At 59.2% G+C, this 25,467-nt stretch carries 22 protein-coding genes; 10 read left to right on the plus strand and 12 right to left on the minus strand.

All coding sequences use genetic code 11. The features are described 5' to 3' along the window. Window positions 1–61 precede the first annotated feature (61 nt). The 6 genes from PY649_RS04845 (at window position 62) to PY649_RS04870 (ending at window position 4,876) form a co-directional block, all read left to right on the plus strand. Window positions 62–865, plus strand: a complete 804-nt coding sequence (locus tag PY649_RS04845; protein WP_285867046.1) for a cytochrome c oxidase subunit II — start codon at window positions 62–64, stop codon at window positions 863–865. Between the two features lie 55 nt (window positions 866–920). Continuing rightward, window positions 921–2,699, plus strand: coding sequence for a cbb3-type cytochrome c oxidase subunit I (locus tag PY649_RS04850; RefSeq protein ID WP_285867048.1), 1,779 nt, complete (start codon window positions 921–923; stop codon window positions 2,697–2,699). Beyond that, window positions 2,696–3,400 (plus strand): cytochrome c oxidase subunit 3, encoded by a 705-nt coding sequence (locus PY649_RS04855; protein WP_285867050.1) that lies wholly within the window; start codon window positions 2,696–2,698, stop codon window positions 3,398–3,400. The genes PY649_RS04850 and PY649_RS04855 overlap by 4 nt, the downstream gene beginning before the upstream one ends. Before the next feature lie 12 nt (window positions 3,401–3,412). Then, complete coding sequence (locus PY649_RS04860) at window positions 3,413–4,135, plus strand: heme-copper oxidase subunit III family protein (RefSeq protein WP_285867051.1); 723 nt, start codon at window positions 3,413–3,415, stop codon at window positions 4,133–4,135. A 10-nt stretch (window positions 4,136–4,145) separates the two neighbouring features. Next, window positions 4,146–4,478, plus strand: a complete 333-nt coding sequence (locus PY649_RS04865) for a cytochrome C oxidase subunit IV family protein (protein ID WP_285867053.1) — start codon at window positions 4,146–4,148, stop codon at window positions 4,476–4,478. Window positions 4,479–4,702: 224 nt separating this feature from the next. Continuing rightward, the gene (locus PY649_RS04870; protein WP_285867055.1) at window positions 4,703–4,876 is read left to right on the plus strand and encodes a hypothetical protein; all 174 of its coding nucleotides are present in this window, start codon (window positions 4,703–4,705) and stop codon (window positions 4,874–4,876) included. Window positions 4,877–5,021: 145 nt separating this feature from the next. On the opposite strand, the gene groL is transcribed toward PY649_RS04870, so the two are convergent. From groL to PY649_RS04910, 8 genes are all read right to left on the minus strand, one after another. After that, window positions 5,022–6,539, minus strand: a complete 1,518-nt coding sequence (gene groL, locus PY649_RS04875) for a chaperonin GroEL (protein WP_285867057.1) — start codon at window positions 6,537–6,539, stop codon at window positions 5,022–5,024. A 53-nt stretch (window positions 6,540–6,592) separates the two neighbouring features. After that, window positions 6,593–6,907, minus strand: coding sequence for a co-chaperone GroES (groES, locus tag PY649_RS04880; RefSeq protein ID WP_285867059.1), 315 nt, complete (start codon window positions 6,905–6,907; stop codon window positions 6,593–6,595). A gap of 240 nt (window positions 6,908–7,147) precedes the next feature. Next, on the minus strand, window positions 7,148–9,157 hold the full coding sequence (locus PY649_RS04885) for an aldo/keto reductase (RefSeq protein WP_285867060.1): 2,010 nt from the start codon (window positions 9,155–9,157) through the stop codon (window positions 7,148–7,150). A 63-nt stretch (window positions 9,158–9,220) separates the two neighbouring features. After that, the gene (locus tag PY649_RS04890; protein WP_285867061.1) at window positions 9,221–11,386 is read right to left on the minus strand and encodes a beta-galactosidase; all 2,166 of its coding nucleotides are present in this window, start codon (window positions 11,384–11,386) and stop codon (window positions 9,221–9,223) included. After that, window positions 11,383–12,531: an ABC transporter ATP-binding protein gene (locus tag PY649_RS04895; RefSeq protein ID WP_285867062.1), complete on the minus strand. Its 1,149-nt coding sequence runs from the start codon at window positions 12,529–12,531 to the stop codon at window positions 11,383–11,385. Before PY649_RS04895 ends, PY649_RS04890 begins: the two co-directional genes overlap by 4 nt. Window positions 12,532–12,591: 60 nt before the next feature. Continuing rightward, window positions 12,592–13,443, minus strand: coding sequence for a carbohydrate ABC transporter permease (locus PY649_RS04900; RefSeq protein WP_285867063.1), 852 nt, complete (start codon window positions 13,441–13,443; stop codon window positions 12,592–12,594). Then, window positions 13,443–14,327, minus strand: coding sequence for a carbohydrate ABC transporter permease (locus tag PY649_RS04905; protein ID WP_285867064.1), 885 nt, complete (start codon window positions 14,325–14,327; stop codon window positions 13,443–13,445). Before PY649_RS04905 ends, PY649_RS04900 begins: the two co-directional genes overlap by 1 nt. 66 nt (window positions 14,328–14,393) lie before the next feature. Continuing rightward, the gene (locus PY649_RS04910; RefSeq protein ID WP_285867065.1) at window positions 14,394–15,665 is read right to left on the minus strand and encodes an ABC transporter substrate-binding protein; all 1,272 of its coding nucleotides are present in this window, start codon (window positions 15,663–15,665) and stop codon (window positions 14,394–14,396) included. Window positions 15,666–15,943: 278 nt separating this feature from the next. On the opposite strand from PY649_RS04910, the gene PY649_RS04915 reads away from it, so the two are divergent. From PY649_RS04915 to PY649_RS04925, 3 genes are all read left to right on the plus strand, one after another. Beyond that, window positions 15,944–17,149 carry an ROK family transcriptional regulator gene (locus PY649_RS04915; protein WP_285867066.1) on the plus strand — a complete coding sequence of 402 codons (1,206 nt, stop codon included), beginning with the start codon at window positions 15,944–15,946 and terminating at the stop codon, window positions 17,147–17,149. A gap of 170 nt (window positions 17,150–17,319) precedes the next feature. Then, a complete protein-coding gene (locus PY649_RS04920; RefSeq protein WP_285867067.1) occupies window positions 17,320–18,279 on the plus strand; it encodes an acetylxylan esterase in 960 nt (319 codons plus the stop codon). Further along, complete coding sequence (locus tag PY649_RS04925; RefSeq protein WP_285867068.1) at window positions 18,276–19,004, plus strand: esterase family protein; 729 nt, start codon at window positions 18,276–18,278, stop codon at window positions 19,002–19,004. Before PY649_RS04920 ends, PY649_RS04925 begins: the two co-directional genes overlap by 4 nt. Before the next feature lie 130 nt (window positions 19,005–19,134). Here PY649_RS04925 and PY649_RS04930 read toward each other — a convergent pair whose 3' ends face one another. The 4 genes from PY649_RS04930 to PY649_RS04945 all read right to left on the minus strand — a co-directional run bounded on the left by PY649_RS04930 (window position 19,135) and on the right by PY649_RS04945 (window position 22,261). Continuing rightward, complete coding sequence (locus PY649_RS04930) at window positions 19,135–19,326, minus strand: hypothetical protein (RefSeq protein WP_285867069.1); 192 nt, start codon at window positions 19,324–19,326, stop codon at window positions 19,135–19,137. A gap of 197 nt (window positions 19,327–19,523) precedes the next feature. Then, entirely contained in the window at window positions 19,524–19,736 is a 213-nt protein-coding gene (locus PY649_RS04935) for a hypothetical protein (RefSeq protein WP_285867070.1), read from the minus strand. 49 nt (window positions 19,737–19,785) lie between these two features. Next, window positions 19,786–21,102, minus strand: coding sequence for a DUF763 domain-containing protein (locus tag PY649_RS04940; protein ID WP_285867195.1), 1,317 nt, complete (start codon window positions 21,100–21,102; stop codon window positions 19,786–19,788). A gap of 94 nt (window positions 21,103–21,196) precedes the next feature. Then, complete coding sequence (locus PY649_RS04945; protein WP_285867071.1) at window positions 21,197–22,261, minus strand: glycosyltransferase family 2 protein; 1,065 nt, start codon at window positions 22,259–22,261, stop codon at window positions 21,197–21,199. 567 nt (window positions 22,262–22,828) lie between these two features. On the opposite strand from PY649_RS04945, the gene PY649_RS04950 reads away from it, so the two are divergent. After that, window positions 22,829–25,441, plus strand: a complete 2,613-nt coding sequence (locus PY649_RS04950; protein WP_285867072.1) for a glycosyltransferase family 39 protein — start codon at window positions 22,829–22,831, stop codon at window positions 25,439–25,441. Window positions 25,442–25,467 lie beyond the last annotated feature (26 nt).

Genomic DNA, 25,467 nt, shown 5'->3' on the forward strand with positions numbered 1-25,467 from the left:
AATACTAAAACGTTTCGCGATGGGATTGTGGAAATGTTCGCGGCTGGGTCGGGGAGGAGAGATGGCTGTCGTACTGATTCTCGTTCTGCTGGTGGTGGGATCGATCGCGTTCCATCTGCTTAGCCCATGGTGGTGGACGCCGATCGCATCGAACTGGAGCTACATCGACAACACGATTGTCATCACGTTCTGGATCACCGGCATTGTTTTCACGGCGGTCGTGTTGTTCATAGCCTATTGCGTCCTCCGCTTCAGACACCGCGCGGGAAACCAGGCGGCATACCAGCCCGAAAACAAGCGGCTGGAATGGTGGCTCGCCGGCGGAACGGCAATTGGCGTGGCGGCAATGCTCGCACCGGGCCTGTTCGTCTGGAAACAGTTCGTCACCGTCCCTGCCGATGCCAGCGAGGTCGAAGTCGTCAGCCAGCAATGGCAATGGAGTTTCCGGTTGCCGGGAGCCGACGGAAAGCTCGGCCGGGCGGACACGCGCGATGTTACCCCGGACAACCCGCTCGGCTTGAACAAGAATGATCCCGCCGGAATGGACGACGTCATCGTCGAAGGCGGTGAACTGCATATACCCGTCGGCAAGCCGGTGAAGGTGCTCCTGCGCTCGATCGACGTCGTTCACGATTTCTACGTACCGGAATTCCGGGCCAAGATGGACATGATCCCCGGCACGGTCACCTATTATTGGTTCACGCCGACGCGAACGGGAACCTTCGAGGTTCTCTGCGCGGAGTTGTGCGGCGTTGGTCATCCGCAGATGCGCGGCACGGTCGTCGTCGATAACGACACCGACTATCAAGCCTGGCTGCAGCAACAGCCGACTTTCGCGAAATCGACGGCGTCGGCGCAAAAATAAGCGCCATGCGCATCTGAGGAGGAAGGCCGGTCGGAAGGAACAAGGAGGATGGAATATGGTCGACATCGGATCCGGCGCTGAGCAGGTCATCAGGCCCGCTGAAGTCGAGGATGTGGAGCTTTATCACCCGAAAAGCTGGTGGACGAAATATGTTTTCAGTCAGGACGCCAAGATCATCGCTATCCAGTATTCGCTGACCGCGATCTCGATCGGCATGGTGGCGCTGGTGCTGTCCTGGATGATGCGCCTGCAGCTCGGGTTTCCGGGTTACTTCTCCTTTATCGATGCGGAGCACTATTATCAGTTCATCACCATGCACGGCATGATCATGGTGATCTATCTGCTGACGGCGCTGTTCCTCGGCGGCTTCGGCAACTATTTGATCCCCTTGATGCTCGGCGCCCGCGACATGGTGTTCCCCTACGCGAACATGTTGAGCTACTGGCTCTATCTGCTCGCGGTCATCGTGTTGGTCGTCGGTTTCTTCGCGCCCGGCGGGCCAACCGGTGCCGGCTGGACGCTGTATCCGCCACAGGCGCTTCTATCGGGAACGCCCGGAGGGCGTGACTGGGGCATCATCCTGATGCTGTCATCGTTGATCCTGTTCATCATCGGCTTCACGATGGGCGGGCTGAACTATGTCGTCACCGTGCTGCAGGGACGCACCCGCGGCATGACCCTGATGCGAATGCCCCTGACGGTATGGGGTATATTCACCGCAACCGTCATGGCGCTGCTTGCCTTCCCGGCCCTCTTCGTTGCCGCCGTCATGATGCTGTTCGACCGGCTGCTCGGGACGAGCTTCTTCATGCCCGCCATCGTCGAGATGGGCCAGCAGTTGCAGCAAGGCGGCGGCAGCCCCATCCTGTTCCAGCACCTGTTCTGGTTCTTCGGACATCCGGAGGTCTATATCGTTGCCCTTCCCGCCTTCGGCATCGTCTCGGATCTGATCAGCACCCATGCGCGCAAGAACATCTTCGGCTACAGGATGATGGTCTGGGCAATCCTCATCATCGCAGCGCTGAGCTTCGTCGTGTGGGCGCATCACATGTATGTCAGCGGCATGAATCCGAACTTCGGGTTCTTTTTCGCGACCACAACATTGATCATCGCCATCCCGACGGCCATCAAGGTCTACAACTGGGTGCTGACGCTCTGGCGTGGCGATATCCATCTGACATTGCCGATGCTGTTTGCCCTGGCATTCATCGTCACATTCATCAATGGCGGACTGACCGGCCTCTTTCTCGGCAATGTCGTCGTCGACGTGCCGCTGTCCGACACCATGTTCGTCGTTGCCCATTTCCATATGGTGATGGGGGTCGCGCCGATTCTGGTGATCTTCGGCGCAATCCACCATTGGTATCCGAAAGTCACGGGGCGCATGCTGAACGTCACGATGGGCCAGATCCACTTCTGGATCACCTTTCTCGGCGCCTACGCGATCTTCTTCCCGATGCACTACCTCGGCCTGATGGGCGTGCCGCGCCGCTATTACGAGCTTGGCGAAACGGCTTTCATTCCGCCGTCGGCGCATACGCTGAACATGTTCATCACCGTGGCCGCGCTGGTGGTGGGAGCTGCTCAGCTTCTGTTCCTGTTCAATCTGGCCTGGAGCCTTCGCTGGGGCAGACAGGCAGGCGGCAATCCATGGCGGGCGACGACTTTGGAATGGCAGACACCGCAAACGCCACCAGTTCACGGCAATTGGGGCAAGGAGCTTCCGATCGTCTACCGCTGGCCGTATGACTACAGTGTTCCCGGAGCAAATCAGGACTTCCTGCCGCAGAACCAGCCGGCTTCGGCCGGATTGTCCGCAGGGGCATCGTCATGAGCGCTATTCTCATCTTCCTGGCGGGGATCGCCGGCATCATCATCTGGTGGATGGCAGGGCAGCGACTGACCTCGAAGCCTTGGCTGGAAGCAGGCGTAGCGGGCGATGCACCGGAGATGCGGGGGTCACCGGCGACAGCGGCGAAAGTCGGTCTCGGCATCTTTCTCGCCATCGTCGGCTCCCTGTTCACGCTCCTCATCAGCGCCTATCTTAGCCGCCTCAGCGGCTCCGACTGGTGGAGTATTCCGATCCCACGACTGCTTTGGGTGAACACCGCCGCGCTTGCCGCCAGCAGCGTCACGCTGCAATGGGCGAAGATGGAAGCTCGCCGTGAGCGCAGCGAGATGCTGAACACGGCTCTCGCAGCAGCGTTCCTATTGGCTGTTCTCTTCCTCGCTGGACAGGTTCTGGCGTGGCGGCAATTGGTTACCGCAGGCTATGTGCTTGCCGACAATCCATCGAACAGCTTCTTCTATATGATCACCGGACTGCATGGCCTGCACATTCTGGGCGGGCTCTTTGTACTCGGACGGACGACAATCCGCGCCCGGACCAGCCACGCCGCGGCGAAAGTCAGCCTGAGCGTGGATCTCTGCGCCATTTATTGGCATTTCATGCTCGTTGTCTGGCTGATCCTTTTTGCGCTCTTCGCGGGCTGGGCAAATAGTTTTGTCGATCTCTGCCGTCAATTGGTCACTTGAGGAGCTTCGATGATGACCGAATCCATAGAAAGACCGGCAAACGATCCACTTCTGCGGCCCGCGGGACTGCGCGGCGTCGCGGCTGACCTGTCGTCGGACCAGCGGGCGTTCAAGAACGTCTCCTGGGGCAAGGCGATGATGTGGATCTTCCTCCTGAGCGACACCTTCATCTTTGGCTGTTTTCTGCTGGCCTACATGACGGCGCGGATGTCGACCACCGTCCCCTGGCCCAATCCCAGCGAGGTTTTCGCCCTGACGATAGGAGGCACGGAAATCCCGCTGATCCTGATCGCCATCATGACGTTCGTCCTTATCAGCAGCAGCGGCACCATGGCGATGGCCGTCAACTTTGGATACCGCCGCGATCGCCGCAAAACCGCTGCGCTCATGTGGGCGACGGCGGCTCTCGGCGCGACATTCGTCGGAATGCAGGCATTCGAATGGACCAAGCTGATCAGGGAGGGAGTCCGCCCCTGGGAAAACCCATGGGGAGCGGCGCAGTTCGGTTCATCCTTCTTCATGATCACCGGCTTTCACGGTACCCACGTCTCGATCGGGGTACTTTTCCTTCTGATCATCGCACGCAAGGTGTGGCGGGGAGACTTCGACCAGGAAAGGCGAGGGTTCTTCACCAGCCGCAAAGGTAATTACGAGATCGTCGAGATCATGGGACTATACTGGCACTTCGTCGATCTGGTCTGGGTATTCATCTTTGCATTCTTCTATCTGTGGTGAGGATGGCATCATGGCGCAGGTACAGGCACATTCCGGACAGCAGCATCCGATAAAACTTTACATGGTGGTCTGGGGGCTGCTTTTCGTCCTCAGCACCTTTTCCTATCTCGTCGACTATCTCGGCATACACGGCTATCTCAGATGGTTTCTGATCCTGCTGTTCATGATCCTGAAGGCCGGGCTGATTGTCGCCGTTTTCATGCACATGGCCTGGGAACGGCTGGCGTTGATTTATGCCATCCTGGTTCCGCCAGTTCTGGTGCTTGTCTTCGTCGCTCTGATGGTGTCGGAATCGAACTACACGGCGCTGACCCGGCTGACCTTTTTCGGCGCCGGCCCGTAAAGGGATGAGGTCGCCGTAGTGCCGAAATTGAAGTCGGCGGAGGGGACGGCCTGGCTGGTTCCCGCCCTTCCTCGTACCCGCTTTTTCGACCGTGTGCCAACATCGGCAGACCTTTGAGGCGCCGGGCTTACCTCATCGTGAAGATTTCAATCTCGAAAATCTGCGGAACCCATCCTGTCCGTGCCAGTTGTTCAAGTGTACGACTTGAACAATGGAGACAAGAAATGAGCAAAAGCGACGTTCAAAAACTCCAGAGGCGAGCCGAACGGCAGGTTAAAAATACCAGCGCTGGCGGCCATCTTGGCGGAACCTATTTTGGTCAGCAGCCTGACGGCAAAACCATGTCGTCATCCACCAACGACAGCGCCAAAGCGCGGAAGAACAATGGAAACAACTGATTTCATTGTCATTCCGGTCGCTGCATCAAACAACCTCGAGCCGCTGAGATCATAGACTTTCCGGACGGCGCGATGGTTATGCGACCGTCTCGTCTGTCCTCGCGGGCAATGGCCCGCCCAATCGGACGAGCCATCAGGAGCAGCTTTAGAAGTCCATGCCGGCGCCGGGAGGCAAGGCCGGACCAGCCTCCTTCTTCGGCTTCTCGGCAATCATCGCTTCCGTCGTCACCAGAAGCCCGGCGATGGAGGCGGCATCCTGTAGCGCTGTGCGCACGACCTTGGCGGGGTCGATGACACCCATGGCGTAGAGATCGCCATATTCGCTGGTCTGGGCGTTCCAGCCGAACGAGAAATCGGCCTTTTCGCGCAGTTTGCCGACGACCACCGAGCCTTCGGCGCCCGAATTCTCGGCAATCTGACGAACGGGCGCTTCGATGGCACGACGGACAATGTCGACGCCGACGCGCTGGTCCTCATTTTCGGTCTTGAGCCCTTCGAGCGATTTGACCGCCCGAAGGAGCGCCACGCCGCCACCCGGCAAGATGCCTTCTTCGACCGCGGCACGGGTTGCATGCAACGCATCGTCGACACGATCCTTCTTTTCCTTGACTTCGACTTCGGTCGAGCCGCCGACGCGGATGACGGCAACGCCACCGGCGAGCTTGGCAAGACGTTCCTGCAGCTTTTCGCGGTCGTAGTCGGAAGAGGTTTCTTCGATCTGAGCCTTGATCTGAGCGACGCGGCCTTCGATGTCGTTCTTCGACCCCGCACCATCGATAATGGTGGTGGTTTCCTTCTCGATCATGATCTTCTTGGAACGGCCGAGCATGTTGAGCGTGACGTTTTCCAGTTTGATACCGAGGTCCTCGGAGATGACAGTGCCGCCCGTCAGGATGGCGATGTCTTCCAGCATGGCCTTGCGGCGGTCGCCGAAGCCCGGAGCCTTGACGGCAGCAATCTTCAGACCACCGCGCAGCTTGTTGACGACAAGCGTTGCGAGAGCTTCGCCTTCAACGTCTTCAGCGATGATGAGGAGCGGTTTGCTCGACTGCACGACGGCTTCGAGAACCGGCAGCATGGCCTGCAGGTTTGAGAGCTTCTTCTCGTGGACCAGGATATAAGGCTCTTCCAGCTCCGCCCGCATCTTGTCCGGGTTGGTCACGAAATAGGGGCTGAGGTAGCCACGGTCGAACTGCATGCCTTCGACGACTTCGAGTTCGGTTTCGGCGGTCTTGGCTTCTTCAACCGTGATGACGCCTTCGTTGGTCTTCAATTCCTTGACAACCGCTTCGACGGCAAGGTCGATGCCGCGCTTCAGGTCCATCGGGTTCATGCCGGATGCGACGGCCTTCGCGCCTTCGCGAACGATGGCCTGGGCGAGAACGGTTGCAGTCGTGGTGCCGTCGCCGGCGATATCGCTAGTCCTGGAGGCGACTTCGCGCAACATCTGGGCGCCCATGTTTTCGAACTTGTCCTCAAGTTCGATCTCCTTGGCGACGGTGACGCCGTCCTTGGTGATGCGTGGAGCACCGTAGGACTTGTCGATCACAACGTTGCGGCCCTTGGGACCCAAGGTCACCTTGACCGCATTCGCGAGAATATCCACCCCCTGAATCATGCGATCGCGGGCATCGGTATGGAATTTGACTTCTTTGGCAGCCATTTTTCACTCCTCCATAGGCAGTAAAGTCTGACTTAAAATTGAAAAAAGGCCGCTCAAGCGGCCCTCTTGTCTGCGGCCTGGGTCTCGATGATGCCCAGAACGTCGCTTTCGTTCATGATCAGCAAATCTTCACCACTGATCTTGATCTCCGTGCCGGACCATTTATCGAACAGGATGCGATTGCCGGTCTTCACATCAAGCGGCTCGATCTGGCCGGCCTCGTTGCGTGCTCCAGAGCCGACGGCGACGACCTCACCTTCCTGCGGTTTTTCCTTGGCGGTGTCCGGAATAATAATGCCGCCCTTGGTTTTTTCCTCAGACTCGACGCGACGGACGAGAATGCGATCATGAAGCGGTCGGAACGTCATATTCTCCTCCTGGCAGGCGATGATGATCAATGCTCCCGTGCCCGGACCGGACGATCAGTCCGGGGGTGCCGAGGCTCTCCAGCGTTCACTAGAATTGATCTGGTTTAGCGCATTTTCAAGAGAGAAAGAGCGAAAATATTGGCACTCTGCGCCGCCGACTGCTAACGCAATTGAAAGGACCGCAAATTCGGTCCAATCGCTCGATCTTTCGCAGATGTTTCAGCCGGCAAACGGGCTGTTCTAACCATTTTCCAACCAGCGCACCTCCTCGTGAGAAAGCTGAATGTCAAAGGCGCCGAGGCTGTGATTGAGCTCGGCCAGCGAACGGGGACCGATCAGCGGAATGACCGGCCAGGGTTGCTGCAGCACATAGGCCAGCGCGACCTGGATCGGATCCTTTCCAAGCCGTTTTCCCAATTCTTCAGCACGATCTCTGCGCGCAAAATTCGTCTCCGAATACCATGCACGGGCCAGTTCCGGATCGCTGAACCTGCCGCGGCCGGCGCGGTCGGTAAAGAAGCCGCGCGCCTGGCTCGACCATGCGAAATTGGTGACTTTTCGGTCCGCGAGCCACGATTTCCATTCGGCGTCTGATGAAGCGATACAGCCGGCCCAAACGGGTTGAACCATGTCGGCGAGCGAGAAATTGTTCGAAAGCACGCTTGGCTTCGTTTTGCCGGTGCGTTCGGCATAGGCAATCGCTTCATCCATGCGCTCGCGCGTCCAGTTGGAACCGCCAACCGGGCCGCGAATGCGTCCTGCCCTGACTTCGGCATCCATGGCGTCGACGAATTCGCCTACCGGAATATCCGGGTTGTCGCGATGCATGAAATAGATGTCGACATAGTCGCTCTTCAACCGGTCCAGACTGACGGTTAGCTGCTTGCCGATGACATCGGGATAACAAAGCGGGCTATGCGCCCCTTTCTCTATGATCATCACCTGCTCACGGACGCCACGGCTTTGCATCCATTCGCCGATCAGCCGGTCCTGCGTCCCGCCGCCATATTGAAAGGCGGAATCGATCAGATTTCCGCCGGCCTCGAAGAAGGCGTCGAGAACGATCGCCGCACCGGGAAAAGTGGAAAACTCCATCATGCCGAGCGCCGCCTTCGACATCTCTTTCGGCAAACCAGCGATCCTGCCGCGCGCCACATGGTCTTGCCGGCGTGCAAGTACATCGCCGCGCAGCGTCCGGGTGCGGACAGAAGGCGTCTCCAGAGCGTATTCGAGGCCGATGGCAGCGCGCCATTTGTCCATCACCCGCAGATTGCCGAGCGTGTCCGCCCGCGTCATGCCGGGATAGGCGAATTCCTTGCGGCCCGCGCGGATCGCTGCTCCCGCGGCATCAACCTCGAAACTGTAGATGTGACGCGGTTCGTCAACGAGAATATCCTGCCCCGCGCCATCGGCCGCAAAGAGCCGGATCGTCGCCGTGCCGCCCTGCTTGCCGGCGGCAAACCAGAATTGATCAACCTCGATCCGTCCCTCCGTACCGAAAATGCGAAGGACATTGTCCTGTGCCAGCGACACCGAGCAGGAAAGCTCGGCGATGATGCCGTTCGGGAAATACAGCACCGCCGCGCTCCATTCGTCGACCCCGGTCTTACCGAGATGGCCGACGGCAAAGACTTTATCGGGCTCGATCACACCCGTTTCGCTGCCGATCCCGGCAATCAAACGCGCCATCGACACGGGATAGCCGCCGACATCGAGAATGCCGCCGCCGGCAAGATCGTTCGAAAACAAGCGGTGCCTGGGATCATACGGCAGCTTTGCGAAGCCGAAGCTGGATTTGATCAGGCGCACGTCACCGATTGCCCTCGCCTCGAGCTGCTCGATCAGCTTCGACGTCAATGGATGCAGGCGGTACATATAGGCTTCGCCGAGAAATGTGCCGGCCTGACGCGCGGCCTCCTGCATCGCCTCGGCTTCCGCAGCCGAAAGGCCCATCGGTTTTTCACAGAGCACGTGCTTGCCGTGCTCTGCCGCTTTGATCGCCCATTCGGCATGGCTCAGATGCGGTGTGGCGATATAGACGGCATCGATCGCCGGATCCGCCAACAGGGCATTATAGCCGTGGACGATACGCGCCCCCGGGAAAGTCTCGACAAGACCCGGCCTATCAGGATTGCGCGTGCCGATTGCCTCGACGCGACCAGTCTCGGACTGTGCGACGCCTGCAAAGAAGTCAGCGGCGATCCGGCCGGGGCCAAGAATACCCCAGCGTATTTTATCCCTATTCGTCATGATGAAATGTCCTTTTGATTTGATTGGCGCTCCTCACAATGGAGGGACGCCGCAAAGCTGGTGTCAGTTCAACTCCACGATCGCGCAGCCATAAGCTTCGAGGGACAGAGCGCCTGACACCGGCTTGCCGCCGTCAAGAAGATTGATCCCGGCCGGCACGCCGGTCAGTTCGGCGCGCTGATCGACGTAGTTTTGGATGAACAGGAGACGCCGTTCGCCATTCTGGCGCATCGTCACTTCGACACCACCAGGCAGATCGGCGATCAACGGCTCGACCCCTGCCTCCGCAAAGGTTCGGTCGGCGACGGCGGCCGTCAGCTCCGGCGTCAGATAGGTGCCGAGATAGAGAACCCTGCCGCCGCCGAGCTTGCGCGAAGTCGCCATCGGCACCCCTTCGGCGTAACGGTTCGACCAAGTCGCCACCACCTCGACATCATCAGCAACCGCCAGGTTCTCATAGAAATGGGCCGCCTCGAGCTCGCGATTGCCGATCGTGAAACGGCGGACGCGGCGATGGGATTCAGCGGGGCGGTTGGGAGGTACGACCAATCCACCGGAGCGTCCCATGACATCGAAAAGGCCATTGGCGCCCGGTGCCGCAAGCCGGCCAAAATCCTCGACCTTCACGCCGGTCATCCGCGAGAGCGATGAACCAGGCGCCGTCTCGCGGATGACGTGGTTGTTTTCATCACGAGTGCCGGTGCGAGCGCCGATGATCACGGTGCCGCCGGCGCGGGCAAAGGCCTCGAGCCGTTCGGTCCAGCCATCCCTCCACATCACCCAGTGCGGAACGTACAGGAGCTTCAATCGCGAAAGATCGTCTTCCGGATGAATGAAGCCGCAAGCGATGCCGCGGTCGTAGCAATATTGATGCAGCAAGACCGCGTCGTCCTGTGGGCTCGGCAGGCCGATCGAATAGGTCTTGTGCGCCTCCTGATTATCGAAATCGGAGCCTGCGATGCCGATATCCATACGGACATGGGTGCCGAGGATCTTGTCCTTGAGCATCGTCATCTCGGTAGCGAAGCGTTTCGCCTCATCGTAACGATGGCGCGGCACGTCGTCGTGATCGATGACGCCCATCCAGTAGATTTCCGCGCCGAAATGCGCCGGCCGCCAACGGAAGAACATCAGACCATCGGCACCGCGCGCGACGGAGGACATCGCCATGCGCCGCATTTCGCCGGGCTCCGGCGTCAGCGTGCAGAAGCCCGGCTGGCTGCCGAAGCTGGATTGCTGCTCCGGAACGATATAGTTGCCTGAAAAACCGCGGCAGATATCGAGATGCAGCGCCTGCACCTTGGCGTGATTGCCGATGCGCTGGAACTCGTCATAGAGCATCGGGTAGATATCGTAGCCGACAAAATCGAGATCGGTGGAGAACTGACCGCGGAAGTCGATATCGCGCAACCCGCCGAGATTGTGGAAGATGAACCAATCGGCCTTGGTCGCGCGCAGGATTTCCACCTGATCGTGCTGGAAACGCGCCGTCGCAAAGGCCAGGAAGCGGTGGTAATCCTGCAAATGCCCCGGACTTGGGAAGGTCGGCGCGAAATCCAGGGGAAGGACCACCTGACCGAAATCGTCATAGGCCGTTGCCCAGAAATCGCCGCCCCAGGCGAAGTTAAGCTTTTCGATCGTGCTGTATTTATCCGCTAGATACGCCTGGAATTCCTTCAGCGTCACGGGCGAGAAGGATTCCGGCATGCTCGTATTGAGCTCATTGTCCGTCTGCCAGCCGATGATATGGGGGTTGTCCCGATAATGCTCGGCCATCGCCCTGGTAATGCGCTTGCTGTGCTCGCGGAAAACAGGGCTCGCGGTATCGGCGTGCTGGCGCGAACCGTGGCTCATCTTCCGGCCGTTGCCGTCGACGCGAAGGATTTCCGGGTGAGCCTCCGTCAGCCAGCGCGGCGGCGTTGCCGTCGGCGTGCACATGATGGTGCTGAGACCATGACGGCCAAGGACCGCGATGGCGCGATCGAAGAGATCGAAATCGAAAGTACCCAGCTTCGGCTCGAACAGATGCCAGGCGAACTCGCCGAGACGGACGACATTGAAGCTAGCTTCGGCCATACGCTTGGCGTCGCGTTCCCAATAGCTTTCATCGACATGTTCCGGATAGTGTGGCGCGCCGACCAGAAACCTGTCGGTCTTGATCGGACGCCATACGGAAAGGTCCTTGGTACTGCTGCTGACTGACACGGTATCGGGCTCCTGAAGGATCATTTGTCGAGGATCGGCTTGCGGACCGTGATGGTCCGCTCGTCCTTGGCGGAAAACAGGTAGACTTCGCGCGGATCGATCCGAAGGCTGATCGGCGCATCGGCATCGATGCCGGCAACATGGCCGACCTGCACGGTGATGTTGCCGGTGCCGCTTTCGGAGCTGACGCATTGCAACTCTCCGGCGTCGACATAAAGGATAGTTTCTCGCCCTAGATGCTCGACGAGCCGGACGCGGCCGGAGATCGTGACGTCAGGAGATGCGGCGTCTTCCTGAACGGCGATGTTTTCCGGACGGATACCGAGGGTCAACGTCGTTCCCCTCTGCGCCGAAGCACCAGTTGCCAGCTCCACGGCGATCGGCGCCAGGCCTGGCGCGGAGACAGTCACCCTGCCTCCCGACACGTCGTCGACCGTTACAGGGAAGAAATTCATCCGCGGTGCGCCGAGAAAGCCGGCAACGAAAAGATTGTCGGGGTTGCGATAAAGTTCTAGCGGCGAGCCGACCTGTTCGATGACGCCGCGATTGAGAACCACGATCCGGCTCGCCATCGTCATTGCTTCGATCTGGTCGTGGGTCACGTAAACCATCGTCGCGCCGAGTTCGGCATGCAGGCCGCTCAACTCGACGCGCATCTGCGTGCGAAGAGCGGCATCGAGGTTCGACAGCGGTTCGTCGAACAGAAAGACATCGGGCGAACGAGTAATCGCCCGACCGATCGCGACGCGTTGGCGCTGACCGCCAGAAAGCTGCTTCGGCCGCTTTTCGAGCTGATCGGTGATCCTGAGGATCTTAGCGGCGCGCATCACCGCCGCGTCGATCTCCGCCTTCGGGTGCTTGGCCATGCGCAGCCCGAAGCCCATGTTTTCGGCGACCGTCATATGCGGATAGAGTGCATAGGACTGGAACACCATGGCAATGCCGCGATCCCCGGGTTCCGCCTTGCTGACATCGCGGCCATTGATGAGAATCTGGCCTGAGGAGATCGATTCCAGACCGGCGATCGATTTCAGAAGAGTGGACTTGCCGCAACCGGAAGGGCCGACCATGACGATGAACTCGCCCTGCTCGACGGAGAGATCGATGCCACGCAGGGCATGATAGGCGCCATAGTTCTTATTGACATGTCGAAGTTCGAGACTGGTCATGCTTCTAGGCTCGCAGTGAAAGGATTGGCACAAGGGCGGGAACGGCGTCGGACAAGATCATCATCCCTTCACCGCCCCCATGGTGAGCCCGGCGATGAAGTGTCGCTGCATCAGAAAGAACATGACGACCGGCGGCACCGCGACGACGATCGTGCCGGCGGAAATCAGATTCCAGGCGGAGACCCATTCGCCGCGCAAATTGGCAAGACCGGCGGTCACCGGCTTGACCGTGTCGCTTACCGTCAGCACCACAGCCCAGAAATAATCGTTCCAGACGAAGGTGAAGATGAGGATGGCGAGTGCGGCAAGCGCCGGGCGAACCAGCGGGATCACCACATGAACGAGCGTCTGGAAGGGCGAGGCGCCCTCCGCCCTCGCCGCCTGAAACAATTCATCCGGCAGCGCGGCGATGAAGTTGCGCATGAACAGCGTCGCAAAACCCGTCTGAAAGGCGATGTGGAAGATGATCAGCGCGCCCGTCGTGTCATAGAGGCCGATGCGCACCATCAGGTCGCGCACCGGTATCATCATGATCTGATAGGGCAGGAAATTGCCGCCGACGAAGAGCGCGAAAACCAGCATGTTGCCGCGAAACCGGTAGCGCGCCAACACAAAGCCGGCGAGCGTGCTCAAGGTCAACACGCCGATCACGGCTGGTATGGTGATCGTCAGGCTGTTCAGGAAATAACGCGCCATCGGCGTCTGGTTGAAGACAGAGGTATAATTCTCGACCAGGCCGAACTGCGTCGGCCATCCCCAGAGATTGCCGCCCATCACATCCTGCGTCGAACGGAACGAGGTGAGGACGACGGCAAAGAGCGGGCACAGCCAGAGGATCAGGATGGCAAGAACGGCGATGAAATAAAAACGACGCTGCCAGATGGCATCTTCGGGGATAGGGCGCGGATACATCAGGCCCCTCTTTCTTCGATGCGGATGATGCGCGTGAGGTACCAGACGATGAAGACCGCCATGATCACGAACAGAACCGAGGCGATCGCCGCGCCATAGCCGAAGCGGTAGGAGAAGATCGACTGTTCGAACATCTGGTAGGCGAGCACTTCGGAAGAGCCGAACGGCCCGCCCTGGGTCATGACCGACACCATGTCGAAGGATCGAAGCGCCCCGACGACGGTTACGGCAATGGCGATAAAGGTGACCTGTGTCAGTTGCGGCAGGACGATATGGCGCAGCATGTTCCAGCCTCTGGCCCCGTCCACCCGGCCGGCGCCGATCAATTCCTCGCTGAGATTGTTGAGGCCGGCAAGGTAAAGCACCATGCAGAAGGCGATCTGCGGCCAAAGTGCTGCGATGACGATTGCAAACGTCACGAAGCGCTCGTCCGACAGCACGGCCGGCGCTGTTGCACCGAAGAAACCGAAGATCAGGGCGAGCAATCCCAGTTGCGGCGTGTAGACCCAGGTGAAGACGACGCCGACGGCGACCGAGGCCAACACCAACGGGATGAAGAACAACGACTTCATCAGCCGCATGCCGCGGATCTTCTGGTTGACCAGCAGGGCGATCGCCAGTCCCAGGGGCGGCGCAGCCATGAACATGATCAGCCAGATGACATTGTTCCTCAGCGAGACATAGAACTGCGGATCGTTGAAAAGCTCGACATAATTTCCGAAGCCGATCCAGGTCATCGGGCTGAAGCCATCCCAATCATGCAGGCTGATCCAGAGGCTCTCGACTGCCGACCAGAGGATCACGACGGAAAAGAGAATGGCAGCCGGCAATATCAGCAAAGTCGGGGTGAGCCACCAGCGATGGCGGCGCCAGGGTGTCATCATTTTATATCCTCTTTCGGTTTGGAGAGGCGAAGCGGCTGCTCCGCCTCTCGGTCGCTGGGAGGAGACTTAGATTTTGTAGATGCGCTTGCGCGTGCCCTCGAGCCGCTTCAGGATCACGTCGCGCCGTTCGGGCTTCGCCATGAATTCCTGGAAGCCGACGAGGCCGGCCTGCGCCATGTCGGGATCGCTGTCGCGGTCGTAATATTGCGACGTGCCCTTGACCGTCTTCAGCGCCTCGACGGCGGCATTAACGAGAGGGTCCTTGCTCGGCGGCAGATCGTTGCGCGGCGGAACGTTGCCGCCGGGCTCCAGATAGGGGCCGAGATTTTCCTGACGGTAGAAATAGGCCAGGAACTCGCGGGCGCCCTGCTTGTTCTTCGCGCTTGTCGGAATATGAACCGAATTCAGCGAGAACTCCTCGAAACGGCCAACCTTCGGGTCTATCGTCGGGAATGGCGCGAAAGCCAGCTGGCCGAGCTCTTCTTTCGGGAAGACGTAGCGGACGAACGCGCCGAGATTCATCATGCCCGCTTTCTTCTGCGCCAGAAGCGCACCCGCTTCCTGCCAGCCGAAGGACGTGTTGTTCGGCGTGAAAAAGTCCTGCTTGAGCAAGGTTTCCCATTGGTCGAAGACCGGTTTGAGCGCCGGATCGAGGTAGCTCATCTCGCCGTTCATCAGCGCCATATGCTTGTCGAGGCCGTTGATGCGCAGATTCATCTGGTCGAACCAGCCGGCGGCAGGCCACAATTCCTTGGTGCCCATGGCAATCGGCGTCAGGTTGGCGCTCTTGCATTTCGCCCCGAACGCCAGGAAATCATCCCAGCTTGTCGGCACCGATGTGCCGAGCTGGTTGAACACATCCTTGCGATAGAACATGCCCCACAGCGTTCCGCCCGTCGGCAGGCCGTATTGCTTGCCATCGACGGTGACTGCGCCTGTCGCGGCACCCAGCACATCCTTGTATTTCTCTTTTTCGAAAAGGTCGGAAATATCGTCGAAAAGGCCGCGCTTGACGAAGGCGCGCATGCGGTTCCCGGAAAACCAGAAGCAGACGTCCGGGGCGCCCGCGACGAGATAATTGCGGATCGCGGTCTTGTGCGCCTCGTGGTCCATATTATTGACCACAACCTTGACGCCGGCCTGCTTGCCGAAGTCATCGGCAATCTTGCGCAGGACTGCGAGCGCATCGGCATTGCTCTCGTCGGAAATGATGTTGATGTCCTGGGCCTGCGCAATGGCCGGCATGGGCAAACCCGCCAGGGCGGTGGCGGAAACCACCCCTGCGCCCTTTAGAAAACTACGCCGGCTTGATGGCCGTCCAAGCAATTCGAAAGTCATGCAAACTCCTCCCTTTGTGACGCTGACTGCCATTCTCCGTCAGGGGCCGAACGGAACGCCCTCCTAGCGTTTCCGTTCGGCGCCGGGTACATGGGCGCAGCAAACCTGCCGCGGCAGCGCATGCGCGCTGCCCGGATATCAAAGCTCGAGAAACCAATGTGCCTGTTGACTGACTTCTTCGCGCTTCCGCACGAGCCGGATGTTGATCGGCAGGGGAAGTTATGCATATGTCTGATGCGGACGCAATAATTAATTTACAAAATTAAGAAAGAGAATCCGTGAAACTGAAGGGTGACCAAAGCACATCGCGCGCCTTGAACCGGCGGCTTATCCTCAACCTGCTCAGGCGTGAGGGACCGAAAAGCCGTGCGGAAATCGCGACGGTTACCGGCCTCAGCCCCGCGGCGGTCACCTTCGTCATTGCTGACCTGATCGAGGAGGGCCATGTTACGGAAGGCAAGGCCGTCGCCGGGCTTTCCGGCCGCCGGCCAATCCCGGTCGAGATCAACTATGCCAACGGATTGGCGATTGGTTTCAAGCTGATGGTTGGCTCGGCGGAGTGCGTCGTCACTGACCTTGCCACCAGCCCTCTCGCATCTCTGCGGCTAACCCTCGCCGATCACGATCCGGAAAACGTCGCCAAGACGCTCGCAGCGGCAGTTCCTTCGCTTCTCAAATCGGCCGGCCGGCCGAATGCGCGGCTTGCCGGCATAGGCATTTCAATGCCCGGCGTTATCGATAACGACCAAGCCACCTGCGTGCGCAGCCACCGCTATGACTGGAACAATGTTCCCCTCGCCTCCATGCTGGCACAGAAGGTCAAGGTGCCCGTCTGGCTTGAAGACGACACGAACGCCTATGCGATTGCCCAGCAGCTTTTCGGATTGGGACGGCAGCATCGCAACATGGCGGTGCTTGCCATCGGCGTCGGCATCAGTTGCGCCCAGATCATCGAAGGCAAGCTTTATCGCGGCGCCAACGGTGCTGCCGGCAAATTCGGCCATGTCGTTCATGAGGAAAACGGCCGTGTTTGCGAATGCGGCAAGCGTGGCTGCCTCATGGCCTATTATTCTCAACCCTCGATGTTGCGCACCTGGCGCGAAAGAACCAACCGCGATAGCAGCCATGGCCTGCCAGAGATGCTCGATGCCATGCACAAGAACGAACCGGTGATCGCCAGCATCGTTCAGGAGGCAGGCATCGGCATCGGAAAGGCTCTGGCAAATCTCGTCAATGTCACCGATCCCGAGGTGATTGTCGTTGGCGGTGAAGCCGTGTCGTTCGGGGATGCTCTTTTCGGACCACTGAAATCGACCATGGCCATTCACACCTTTCGCCCCGCTCCTCCATTGCTTCCGGATTGGGAGGACAATTCCTGGGCTCGGGGAGCGGCGGCACTCGTCACGCAGAAATTCTTCGACTTCGAGACATCAGGCGGCACGACCGGGGGCACCGAGGCGATGGGCAAAACTTCCATCGCTTAGAAAACAGCTTTCTACCCTGAAAGACGCGAGACGCTGCGGCGCAACGTCCTCTTCAAGCCGACCGCCGGTGTCGTTCGACCTTCGGCCAGCCCAGACGGATGACGTGGTTTTGTCCGCGTTGCGGACGCTGAAGTCTTGCGTCGCCAATCCTTTCACGAGACAAGCGTCCTATGAGCGTTCCAACGACACACCCCTTCGCCTTCGATCCAACCTATGGCATGAAGCTCGAGCAGCTCCTGGCCATCAAACCGCCCGAGGCCGCTCCGGGCTTCGACGATTTTTGGACCGAGCGGTATCGGCGCGCGATTGCCGTCGACCCCCAGCCGAAACTCCGGCGCAGCAAAATCGAGCATCCCGACTGGCATGTTCTCGACGTGACCTATATGTCGACCGGCGCGTTTCAGATCGGCGGCTGGCTGCTTCTTCCCCGCGATCAGGAGGTGCGACGCGGCCTCGTCGTCGGGCATGGCTATGGCGGGCGGGATTTGCCCGACTTCGATCTGCCGGTGGAAAAGACGGCGATACTATTTCCCTGCTCCCGCGGGCTTTCCCTCAGCGCTCGTCCGCCGATACCGGCCGATGCTTCAGGGCATGTCCTCTACGGTATCGAAAAGCCCGATTCCTATATCATCGGCGGCTGCGTCGACGATCTCTGGATCGCTGTCTCGGCGCTTATCGCCCTTTATCCCTGGCTTACGGGGCATATCGGCTACAGCGGGATCAGCTTCGGCGGCGGTATCGGAGCGCTGGCGATCCCGTTCGATAGTCGGATCGATCGCGGCCATCTCGTCGTACCGACCTTCGGGCACCGGCCGCTATGGCTGACATTGCCAACCGTCGGCAGCGCCGATTCCGTCCAGGCCTATCAGAAAAAGCACGGAAGCGTGCTGGAGACCTTGCGCCTGTTCGATGCGGCCAACGCGGCTGCCCGCATCAAGGTGCCGATGCTGGTCGCTGCAGCCCTGTTCGATCCGGCGGTAGCGCCGCCCTGCCAATTCGCTGTCGCGAATTCGTTGGCAAAATTTAACGAAATCTTCATCCTCGACGCCGGCCATTTCGACTACGTTGGCAGCGGCGAGCAAAATGCGCTCCTTCAAGAAAAAGTCCGACGATTTTTCAAGGTGCCATGAACCGAGAATACCTGCGCTGGTATAGCCAGCGCCTGCATCGAGAGATGGAGTTATTGGTGTTCGGCCATGCCGGCGCCAAGGTATTGATGTTTCCGACACGGGACGGGCGGTTCTGGGAATATGAGCAGCTCGGCATCGTCGCCAGTCTTGGCGACAAATTGCGGGCCGGCCATCTTCAGCTCTACTGTATCGAGGGTCTGGCCGCAGAGACCTTTTACGGATCCCATCACCATCCGGCCGACCGTATTCGCCGGCACGCCGCCTTCGAAGAATATATTCTGAACGAAGTTCTGCCGCTGATGTCGCAGAAAAATCCTCATGACTGCACCATCGTGCATGGCTGCAGCCTTGGCGCTTTCCAGGCCGCCAGCCTCGTCTTTCGCCACCCTCACCTCTTTCGCAAGCTCGTCGCTTTTTCCGGCCGCTACGATCTGACGATGAAGGTCGAATCCTTTGGCGATCTGTTCGAGGGCTACTACGACGACAATGTCTATTTCCACACGCCGACGCATTTCCTTCCAGGGCTTGCCTGCGAATGGCGGCTTGAAAGCCTGCGCCAGGTCGACATTGTCCTCACCATCGGGGATGCCGATCCTTTCCTCGACAACAATCGTCACCTGAGCCAGCTTCTCGTCGATAAGCAGATCGGTCACCAATTGCATGTCTGGGGCGGGCGCGCGCACCGGGCAGGTGCCTGGCGCAAGATGGCGCCGCTCTATATTTGACGGCCGGCCATAGCAATCTCAACGAAGCCACGACAATGGCTGGAGGGTAGAGCCGTCAAAGCTTTTATCACGACAAATCGCTGTCCGCCGGACCTTTCCTGGCGGATCAAGATATCAGCGAATATCTGGCTTACACCAGGCCAACCGGAATGGGCGCAAGCTCTTTGGCGGCACCATAGTCGCGCTCGTGCGATCTGCGATGACGTTTTTCGCGACTTGAGGAAAAGTCGATACGATTATGCTCCACCATACCGTCCGGATAGGTTCCGGTGTCTTCGGTTTCCACTTCGGATTGAGCGGTGACGATTTTGAAATTCATCATGTTTCCTCCGGTGCGGCGCAGAAACGGTTAGCCTCGCGCTTGGTTCCATGAGTAAACACAAAATTATTAAAGAATTAACTACGTTCGTTAATTATTTTGGGCGACGCTAACGATTTCGGCCTCTGAAGCAACGAGTTCAATCACGCCCAGCGCCATGGCGAGGGCGTTGACATAGGTTTCGCCACCACCAGCCCGGGTCAGAGGGCGTTGATTGACGGCAGGAAGGACATCACTTCGTTGCGGCGTCTGAAGCTCAGCGTCTCAATGCGCTCGTTCCAAAAGCTCTCCGCCTCCGGCGAGTCCGGTTCCCAGCAATTCGTCGACAAGAGGTTGTCGTCCATCACCAGCAAACGATGGCCGCCCAACCGCAAATATTCTGTCGCCAGCTCTTTTGCAGCATTCGTTATCATCGTCCTGCTCCTTGCATCGATTATCTGGATGTCAACAATCGAGCAGGGATTATGTTCCCTTTGGCACGGAAGCCCCTTGCCAGCCTTTTGACAGCTGCCGGCGTCTTTCCGCATCGTCTTCTTCCGAAGACGTGGGAAGCTCCCAGCCGAATACGCTGCGTCCACCGTAGAAAGAGGACTTGTCGAATTCGCCGGCAACAATCTCCTTGAGATCGGGACCAGTCACGTATCGCTCGAGTAGGCGGGATTGATCATCCAGGCGCTTCAGCGCCTGCAGCTCTTCGTCGCGACCCAGCCGGCCCTTTCGCACCGCCGATTTCATCACGCTGATGGTCTCGTCATAGACCTTCAACGCGACCGGGAAAGGGTGGCGATCCTTGCCGCCATGGGCCAGCGAAAACCGGGCGGGATCGGAGAAGCGGTAAGGGGCGCCATGCACCACTTCCGCAACCATTGCCAGCGCCTTGACCGTTCTTGCACCAACGCCGGGCGTCAGCAGCAGATCCGTGAAATCCGCGGGCCCGCGATCGGCGGCGGCCGCCAGATTTCCATGCAGGCGCCGCATATTCACATCGGTTTCGCGAACATCGTGATGCGCCGGCATGATGAGATGCGGCAGCAAGGGTTGGGCTTGGTTTTTACCAACTGCCATTGGCCTGGCTTCCAGCGCGGCCAGCTCGCGCACGATCCTGTCTGGCCCTAAGGAGGCCAACAGATCGAGTTGACCTGTGCGTGACTGGTCAGCGCGCCGATCGGCGAGATTGACGATCTTGCCCTGGTCCCTTCCCTCGATGGCCGCATGCGGGGAGTCGAGGAAGCTCGTCAGTCCTTCGGACAACCAATGATACCGCCGTGCCTGCCGTCGATCGCCGTTCATCCCCTGCTGGACGACGACCCATTTGCCGTCATCCGTCACGATGAAGCCATGCAGATAGAGGTCGAATCCGTCCTGAAGCGCGGCGCTGTCGACCTTGGCGACCAGCCGGCTTGTCGTCGCTAGCGCCGCTCCATCGATGCCGACACGATTGCCGATAGCCGCCAACTCATCCGGCGTCCTGCGCGACTGAGCACCGCGACCGCCGCAGACATGGATTCCGAGCTCGCCGGAAAGCGGCGTCAGACCTCGTTTCAGCGCCCCGAGGACGCTGGTGGTAATGCCCGAGGAATGCCAGTCCATGCCCATGACGGCGCCAAAAGACTGGAACCAGAACGGGCTTGCCAACCGACGCAATAGTTCGTCGCGCCCGTAGTGCTGAACCACCGCCTCCGTGATGACGGCGCCCAAACGTGTCATCCGGTCGCCGAGCCATTTCGGCACCCGCCCTCCATGCAGGGGAAGATCCGCCTTACCCGCTCTTTGCGCCAAGTTCATCGCTCTCCGTCTCAGATGGAAAGCAATGTAGTCCCGGCATCCCGATTACGCCATGCATGGTATCGATCCGCAGCAGCGATCTCCCAGCCTATCCGGCCGCATGGCGAATGGTCTTCGAAAGTCGCAAGAGGAAGGCGGGCCTCGACGCGGCAACAAGCTTCCATGACAGGACCGCTTTCGCCATGCGGCCCGGAAGAACGCCGACGGAAAAAAACCATGCTGCCTGCATCGCACGCCGCCTGAAAGATGCATTCATTTTCGCGCTGGCGACGGCACCGGCAGCGCCGAGTGCGAATCTGGAATCGCTGACCATGGGATGCCGGGATTTGTCCATGCAGAGCGATGCTAAACGCTCTTCCAAATGAACCGGATCGTGGAGATTGACATCCTCCGGCACCGTCAGGCCGATCTCGGCTGCCTGATCCAACAAGGCGTCGATACGATGGAAATCATGTTCCATTCGCCAACGCGCACGCTGGCCAAGTTTCTCCGCAAAGACGGAATGATTGGCGCCATGGATGCGGTAGGCGCCAAGGCAGGATTCGATCGACGTCACCTTTCCATGAAGAGGCGTTACCGTGACCAGATAGCCGTCGGCGCCTTGGCGGAAATCCGTCTCCGGAACCGGCATGACCACATCGAGAGCCGAACGCTTGAAAGCCAGGCCGCTGGTAACAGTGGTCTGATAGCGCCCACTCTGCAGCAGTTTCGGGGTGACATCGCCAGAGTCGAACGGCAGTTCCTGAGGTGGGAAGACATCTCTCACCTGCATGTCCTCATCGACGAGGTGCAATCTGAACTGCGTCTGGACAGTATCCTCCTCCCAGGCATCGACGATTTCGGACACCGCATTCGGGTAGAGATAATCGTCGGCATCGAGAAACAGGACGATCTCACCCCGACTCGACGCAAAACCGGTATTGAACGCCGCAGCGTGCCCGCCGTTGGTTTCTCTCAGGCACGTCTTAATTCGAGATCCATAGGAAGCGACGACATCGGCCGTGTTATCGGTCGACGCATCGTCGACGACGATGACCTCCGTATCGTCGTGGTTTTGCCCCAAGGCGCTGTCGATGGAGCGCCTCAGAAATCGTGCGTAATTGTAATTCGAGATGATGATGGAAACTGGAACACGGTCTGTGATGGGGTGCATCGCATTGAACCTCGCAAATCTGCTTTGGTCGCGGCGAACCTACTCATTCAGGTCCTGTGGATTAAAACCCGTCCCGCCGAGCGCAACTTTCCAAAGCTGAAAGCTGTTGTCGCAGACGTGCTGGCCGATGGGTGGCGAAGGTACGCTTGGTACGTCTGTACCGCCACGACCCTCCCCACCCTTTATGGCTTTTGAATGACGTAACGTCAGGTCACACCCCATTGAACGCCGGCCGGCTGCTGGTGGACGCGGTCTGAGGGGCGCCGATTCAGCAAAGACTAAAAAACGACTTAAAAATAGTGTTCAGGTGGCTGTCAGCGTCATTGCCGATAGTCGCGCCCGCCGGGAAAGAAAGCGATTCCTCATGAAGCAAGTGCAAACCCAAAATTATTATTCGGTCGCTCGGATCCCACTGTATTGGTCTAGGGCTGTTCTGGCGTCCCCGCGCTCCGGCGCTTTGTTATCGTCTGTAAGCCTGTGAACCATTCCCGCAATATTTCAGATCGGTCGCTGAAGCCGGCCGGCAAAGGTCTTGCATCCGAGCCAGACGCTTCCCCTGGCAATGCCATGAAACATCAACAATTGATTTCAGTTGTCGTTCCGACCCTCAACGAGACCGACAATGTCGATATTCTCCTGTCCGCCCTGTTTTCGCAGTCCGGTGACGACATCGCGCTGGAGGTCCTGATCGCAGACGGCGGATCGACCGACGGCACGATCGAGCGCGTCCGGGCGTGGGAGAGCAAGGCGCCTGTCAGGCTGGTTTTCGCAGGCGGCAAAGGAGGACTGGCCGGAGATGTGCTCTGGGCAGCGAAATATGCCAGCAGCGACATTGTCGTAGTCATGGATGCCGATTTAAGCCATCCGCCGGAGGATATCCGCAATCTCGTTCGACCCATAATCGATGGGACGAGCGACATGGTGGTCGGCAGCCGCTATGTGCCGGGTGGCGCCACTCCGGATTGGCCACGGTCGCGCCGGCTGCTCTCGCGTCTCGGCGGCGCCTTGGCCTGGCCCTTGACCGATATGCGGGATCCGATGTCCGGCTTCTTCGCCGTGCGCAAGGAGCGGCTTCTGGCGATCGATCCAACGGCGATCGGTTTCAAGATCGGTCTAGAGATCATCGCGGAAGGCGGCGACGCGCTTCGGCTAACCGAGGTCCCGATCATTTTTCGCGATCGAGTGCACGGGCAAACGAAGATCGGATGGGGGCACATGATCGATTATGCCCGTCGTCTGCTCGTCCTTGCCGGAGGCGCGGTTTCTTTTGGAAATGCGACTCGCTTTGCCGGGGTCGGCCTCATTGGCCTGGCTCTCGACCTGCTGATCTTCCAGATCCTGTTCGGGATGGGGTTTGGGCTGGTAGCAGCGCATGTCACCAGCTTCGCGGTCGCCACGATTTCCAACTATATTTTGAATTCCAGATGGGCATTTGCCGGCGACGGGCCGCGCCTCCGTGAGCGGGATTGGAGACGTTACATCCGCTTCATGACCATCTGCCTGCTTGCTTTCGCCTTGCGGGGCGGCGTGCTTGCGGGCGCCGTCGAGCTGCTCGGATGGCCCCCTCAAGCTGCCATCATTCTCGGCGTCGGGGCCGCCGCCATCGTCAACTATCTCGGCAACGCCTTCTTCGTGTTCCCGTCTGAGAACCCGCGCATGCCATCCGACGTTCGATGGCGCGTGGCGGCAATCGGCGTGCTGGGATACATCCTCGCTTTGCGATTTGTTTTCCTCGGGCTTGTCGACCTCGTGCCGGAGGAAACCTATTACTGGAATTACGCCCAGCATCTCGACATCGGATATCTCGACCATCCGCCAATGGTCGCCTGGCTGATATGGCTCGGAACAAGCCTGTTTGGCAATACGGGGTTCGGTGTCCGAATCGGCGCTTATCTCGCCTGGATCGTGACATGCTTTTTCGCTTTCCGGTTATCACGCAATCTGTCCGGCAAATCGGCTGCGTTCGTCAGCGTTCTGCTCGTCGCCATCTTGCCGTTTTTCTTTTCCACCGGCTTCATGATGATGCCGGACGTACCTCTGACGGCTGCGTGGGCCGGAACACTTTATTTTCTCGAGCGGGCGCTGATAGGAGGTAGACGTCGGGCCTGGTGGGGTGTCGGCCTGTGCATGGGCCTCGGGATGCTTTCCAAATATACGATCGCGCTCCTCGGTCCCGCCACGCTGATCTTCCTGCTTCTCGACGCCAGGGCGCGGCGTTGGCTGCTTAGGCCAGAACCTTATCTTGCCGCCGCGGTCGCTGCCGTACTCTTCTCACCGGTGATCTACTGGAATGCGACACATGCTTGGGCATCTTTCGCATTCCAAAGTTCAGGGCGCCTGCAAAGCGCAACGACCTTCTCGCTTCCCGACCTGATCAGCAGCGCAGCCATCCTGCTGACACCACTGGGATTGGTGGCCGCGATAGCGGCGCTGGTGACCAAAAACCGCGTAACGCTCGCAACGAACGCAGACGCGGAGGCCCGACGCCGCTCTCTCTTCATCAAGATCTATACGATCGTTCCCCTGTCGGTCTTTATCGCGTTCAGCCTCTTTCATGAGGTCAAGCTGAACTGGACGGGGCCGCTCTGGCTCGCACTTTTGCCGGCGATTTCGGCAACCATCGTCGCAGTCGGCGGCAGCCTGTCGAGATTTGACGGCCTACTGCGTCGGCTTTGGATTCCGACTGTCATGACCATGCTGGTGATCTACGGGCTTGGTCTGCATTATCTCGTCCTCGGGTTCCCATTGGTCGGTCACTTCGGCAACATCCGGACGCTCCCTGTCGCATGGGAGGAGTTCGGCCACGAAGCGGGCCTGATCGAACGCAACGTCGAACAGGAAACGGGCAAGCAGGTCCTGCTGGCGGGAATGGACAGGTATTTCGTCGCAAGCGAAATCGCCTTCTATGATCGCGTTGACGACGACGCCGTTCGGACCTCCGTGGGTCGTGGCGCGCTCGGCCTGGACAGTCTCATGTATGGATACTGGTTCAAACCTGCCGACATGCAGGGGCGCAATGTCATTCTTTTCGGGCTGAAAAGGGGCGACCTTGAGCAGGCATCCTTTAACGGACTCTTTTCCCGGTTGAGCGAGATCAAAGAGCAAAAGGTTACAAAACAAGGCGCACCGGTCGGCAGCTTCTTCTACAGAATCGGATATGATCTACGCGGCCGCATATAGCGAGGCGGGATCGGCGATTACCTGCC

The organism is Rhizobium mayense (assembly GCF_030272705.1).
In the GTDB taxonomy this organism is placed as follows: domain Bacteria; phylum Pseudomonadota; class Alphaproteobacteria; order Rhizobiales; family Rhizobiaceae; genus Rhizobium; species Rhizobium mayense.

What these genes read in the sequence shown, in the direction of transcription:
- PY649_RS04920 (WP_285867067.1), top strand. Translation starts at nt 17,320, where the DNA reads ATGAGCGTTCCAACGACACACCCCTTCGCCTTCGATCCAACCTATGGC.
- groES (WP_285867059.1), bottom strand. Translation starts at nt 6,907, where the DNA reads ATGACGTTCCGACCGCTTCATGATCGCATTCTCGTCCGTCGCGTCGAG.
- PY649_RS04910 (WP_285867065.1), bottom strand. Translation starts at nt 15,665, where the DNA reads ATGACTTTCGAATTGCTTGGACGGCCATCAAGCCGGCGTAGTTTTCTA.
- PY649_RS04845 (WP_285867046.1), top strand. Translation starts at nt 62, where the DNA reads ATGGCTGTCGTACTGATTCTCGTTCTGCTGGTGGTGGGATCGATCGCG.
- PY649_RS04865 (WP_285867053.1), top strand. Translation starts at nt 4,146, where the DNA reads ATGGCGCAGGTACAGGCACATTCCGGACAGCAGCATCCGATAAAACTT.
- PY649_RS04890 (WP_285867061.1), bottom strand. Translation starts at nt 11,386, where the DNA reads ATGATCCTTCAGGAGCCCGATACCGTGTCAGTCAGCAGCAGTACCAAG.
- PY649_RS04945 (WP_285867071.1), bottom strand. Translation starts at nt 22,261, where the DNA reads ATGCACCCCATCACAGACCGTGTTCCAGTTTCCATCATCATCTCGAAT.
- PY649_RS04870 (WP_285867055.1), top strand. Translation starts at nt 4,703, where the DNA reads ATGAGCAAAAGCGACGTTCAAAAACTCCAGAGGCGAGCCGAACGGCAG.
- PY649_RS04895 (WP_285867062.1), bottom strand. Translation starts at nt 12,531, where the DNA reads ATGACCAGTCTCGAACTTCGACATGTCAATAAGAACTATGGCGCCTAT.
- PY649_RS04885 (WP_285867060.1), bottom strand. Translation starts at nt 9,157, where the DNA reads ATGACGAATAGGGATAAAATACGCTGGGGTATTCTTGGCCCCGGCCGG.
- PY649_RS04925 (WP_285867068.1), top strand. Translation starts at nt 18,276, where the DNA reads ATGAACCGAGAATACCTGCGCTGGTATAGCCAGCGCCTGCATCGAGAG.
- groL (WP_285867057.1), bottom strand. Translation starts at nt 6,539, where the DNA reads ATGGCTGCCAAAGAAGTCAAATTCCATACCGATGCCCGCGATCGCATG.
- PY649_RS04930 (WP_285867069.1), bottom strand. Translation starts at nt 19,326, where the DNA reads ATGATGAATTTCAAAATCGTCACCGCTCAATCCGAAGTGGAAACCGAA.
- PY649_RS04860 (WP_285867051.1), top strand. Translation starts at nt 3,413, where the DNA reads ATGACCGAATCCATAGAAAGACCGGCAAACGATCCACTTCTGCGGCCC.
- PY649_RS04900 (WP_285867063.1), bottom strand. Translation starts at nt 13,443, where the DNA reads ATGTATCCGCGCCCTATCCCCGAAGATGCCATCTGGCAGCGTCGTTTT.
- PY649_RS04850 (WP_285867048.1), top strand. Translation starts at nt 921, where the DNA reads ATGGTCGACATCGGATCCGGCGCTGAGCAGGTCATCAGGCCCGCTGAA.
- PY649_RS04950 (WP_285867072.1), top strand. Translation starts at nt 22,829, where the DNA reads ATGAAACATCAACAATTGATTTCAGTTGTCGTTCCGACCCTCAACGAG.
- PY649_RS04935 (WP_285867070.1), bottom strand. Translation starts at nt 19,736, where the DNA reads ATGATAACGAATGCTGCAAAAGAGCTGGCGACAGAATATTTGCGGTTG.
- PY649_RS04855 (WP_285867050.1), top strand. Translation starts at nt 2,696, where the DNA reads ATGAGCGCTATTCTCATCTTCCTGGCGGGGATCGCCGGCATCATCATC.
- PY649_RS04905 (WP_285867064.1), bottom strand. Translation starts at nt 14,327, where the DNA reads ATGATGACACCCTGGCGCCGCCATCGCTGGTGGCTCACCCCGACTTTG.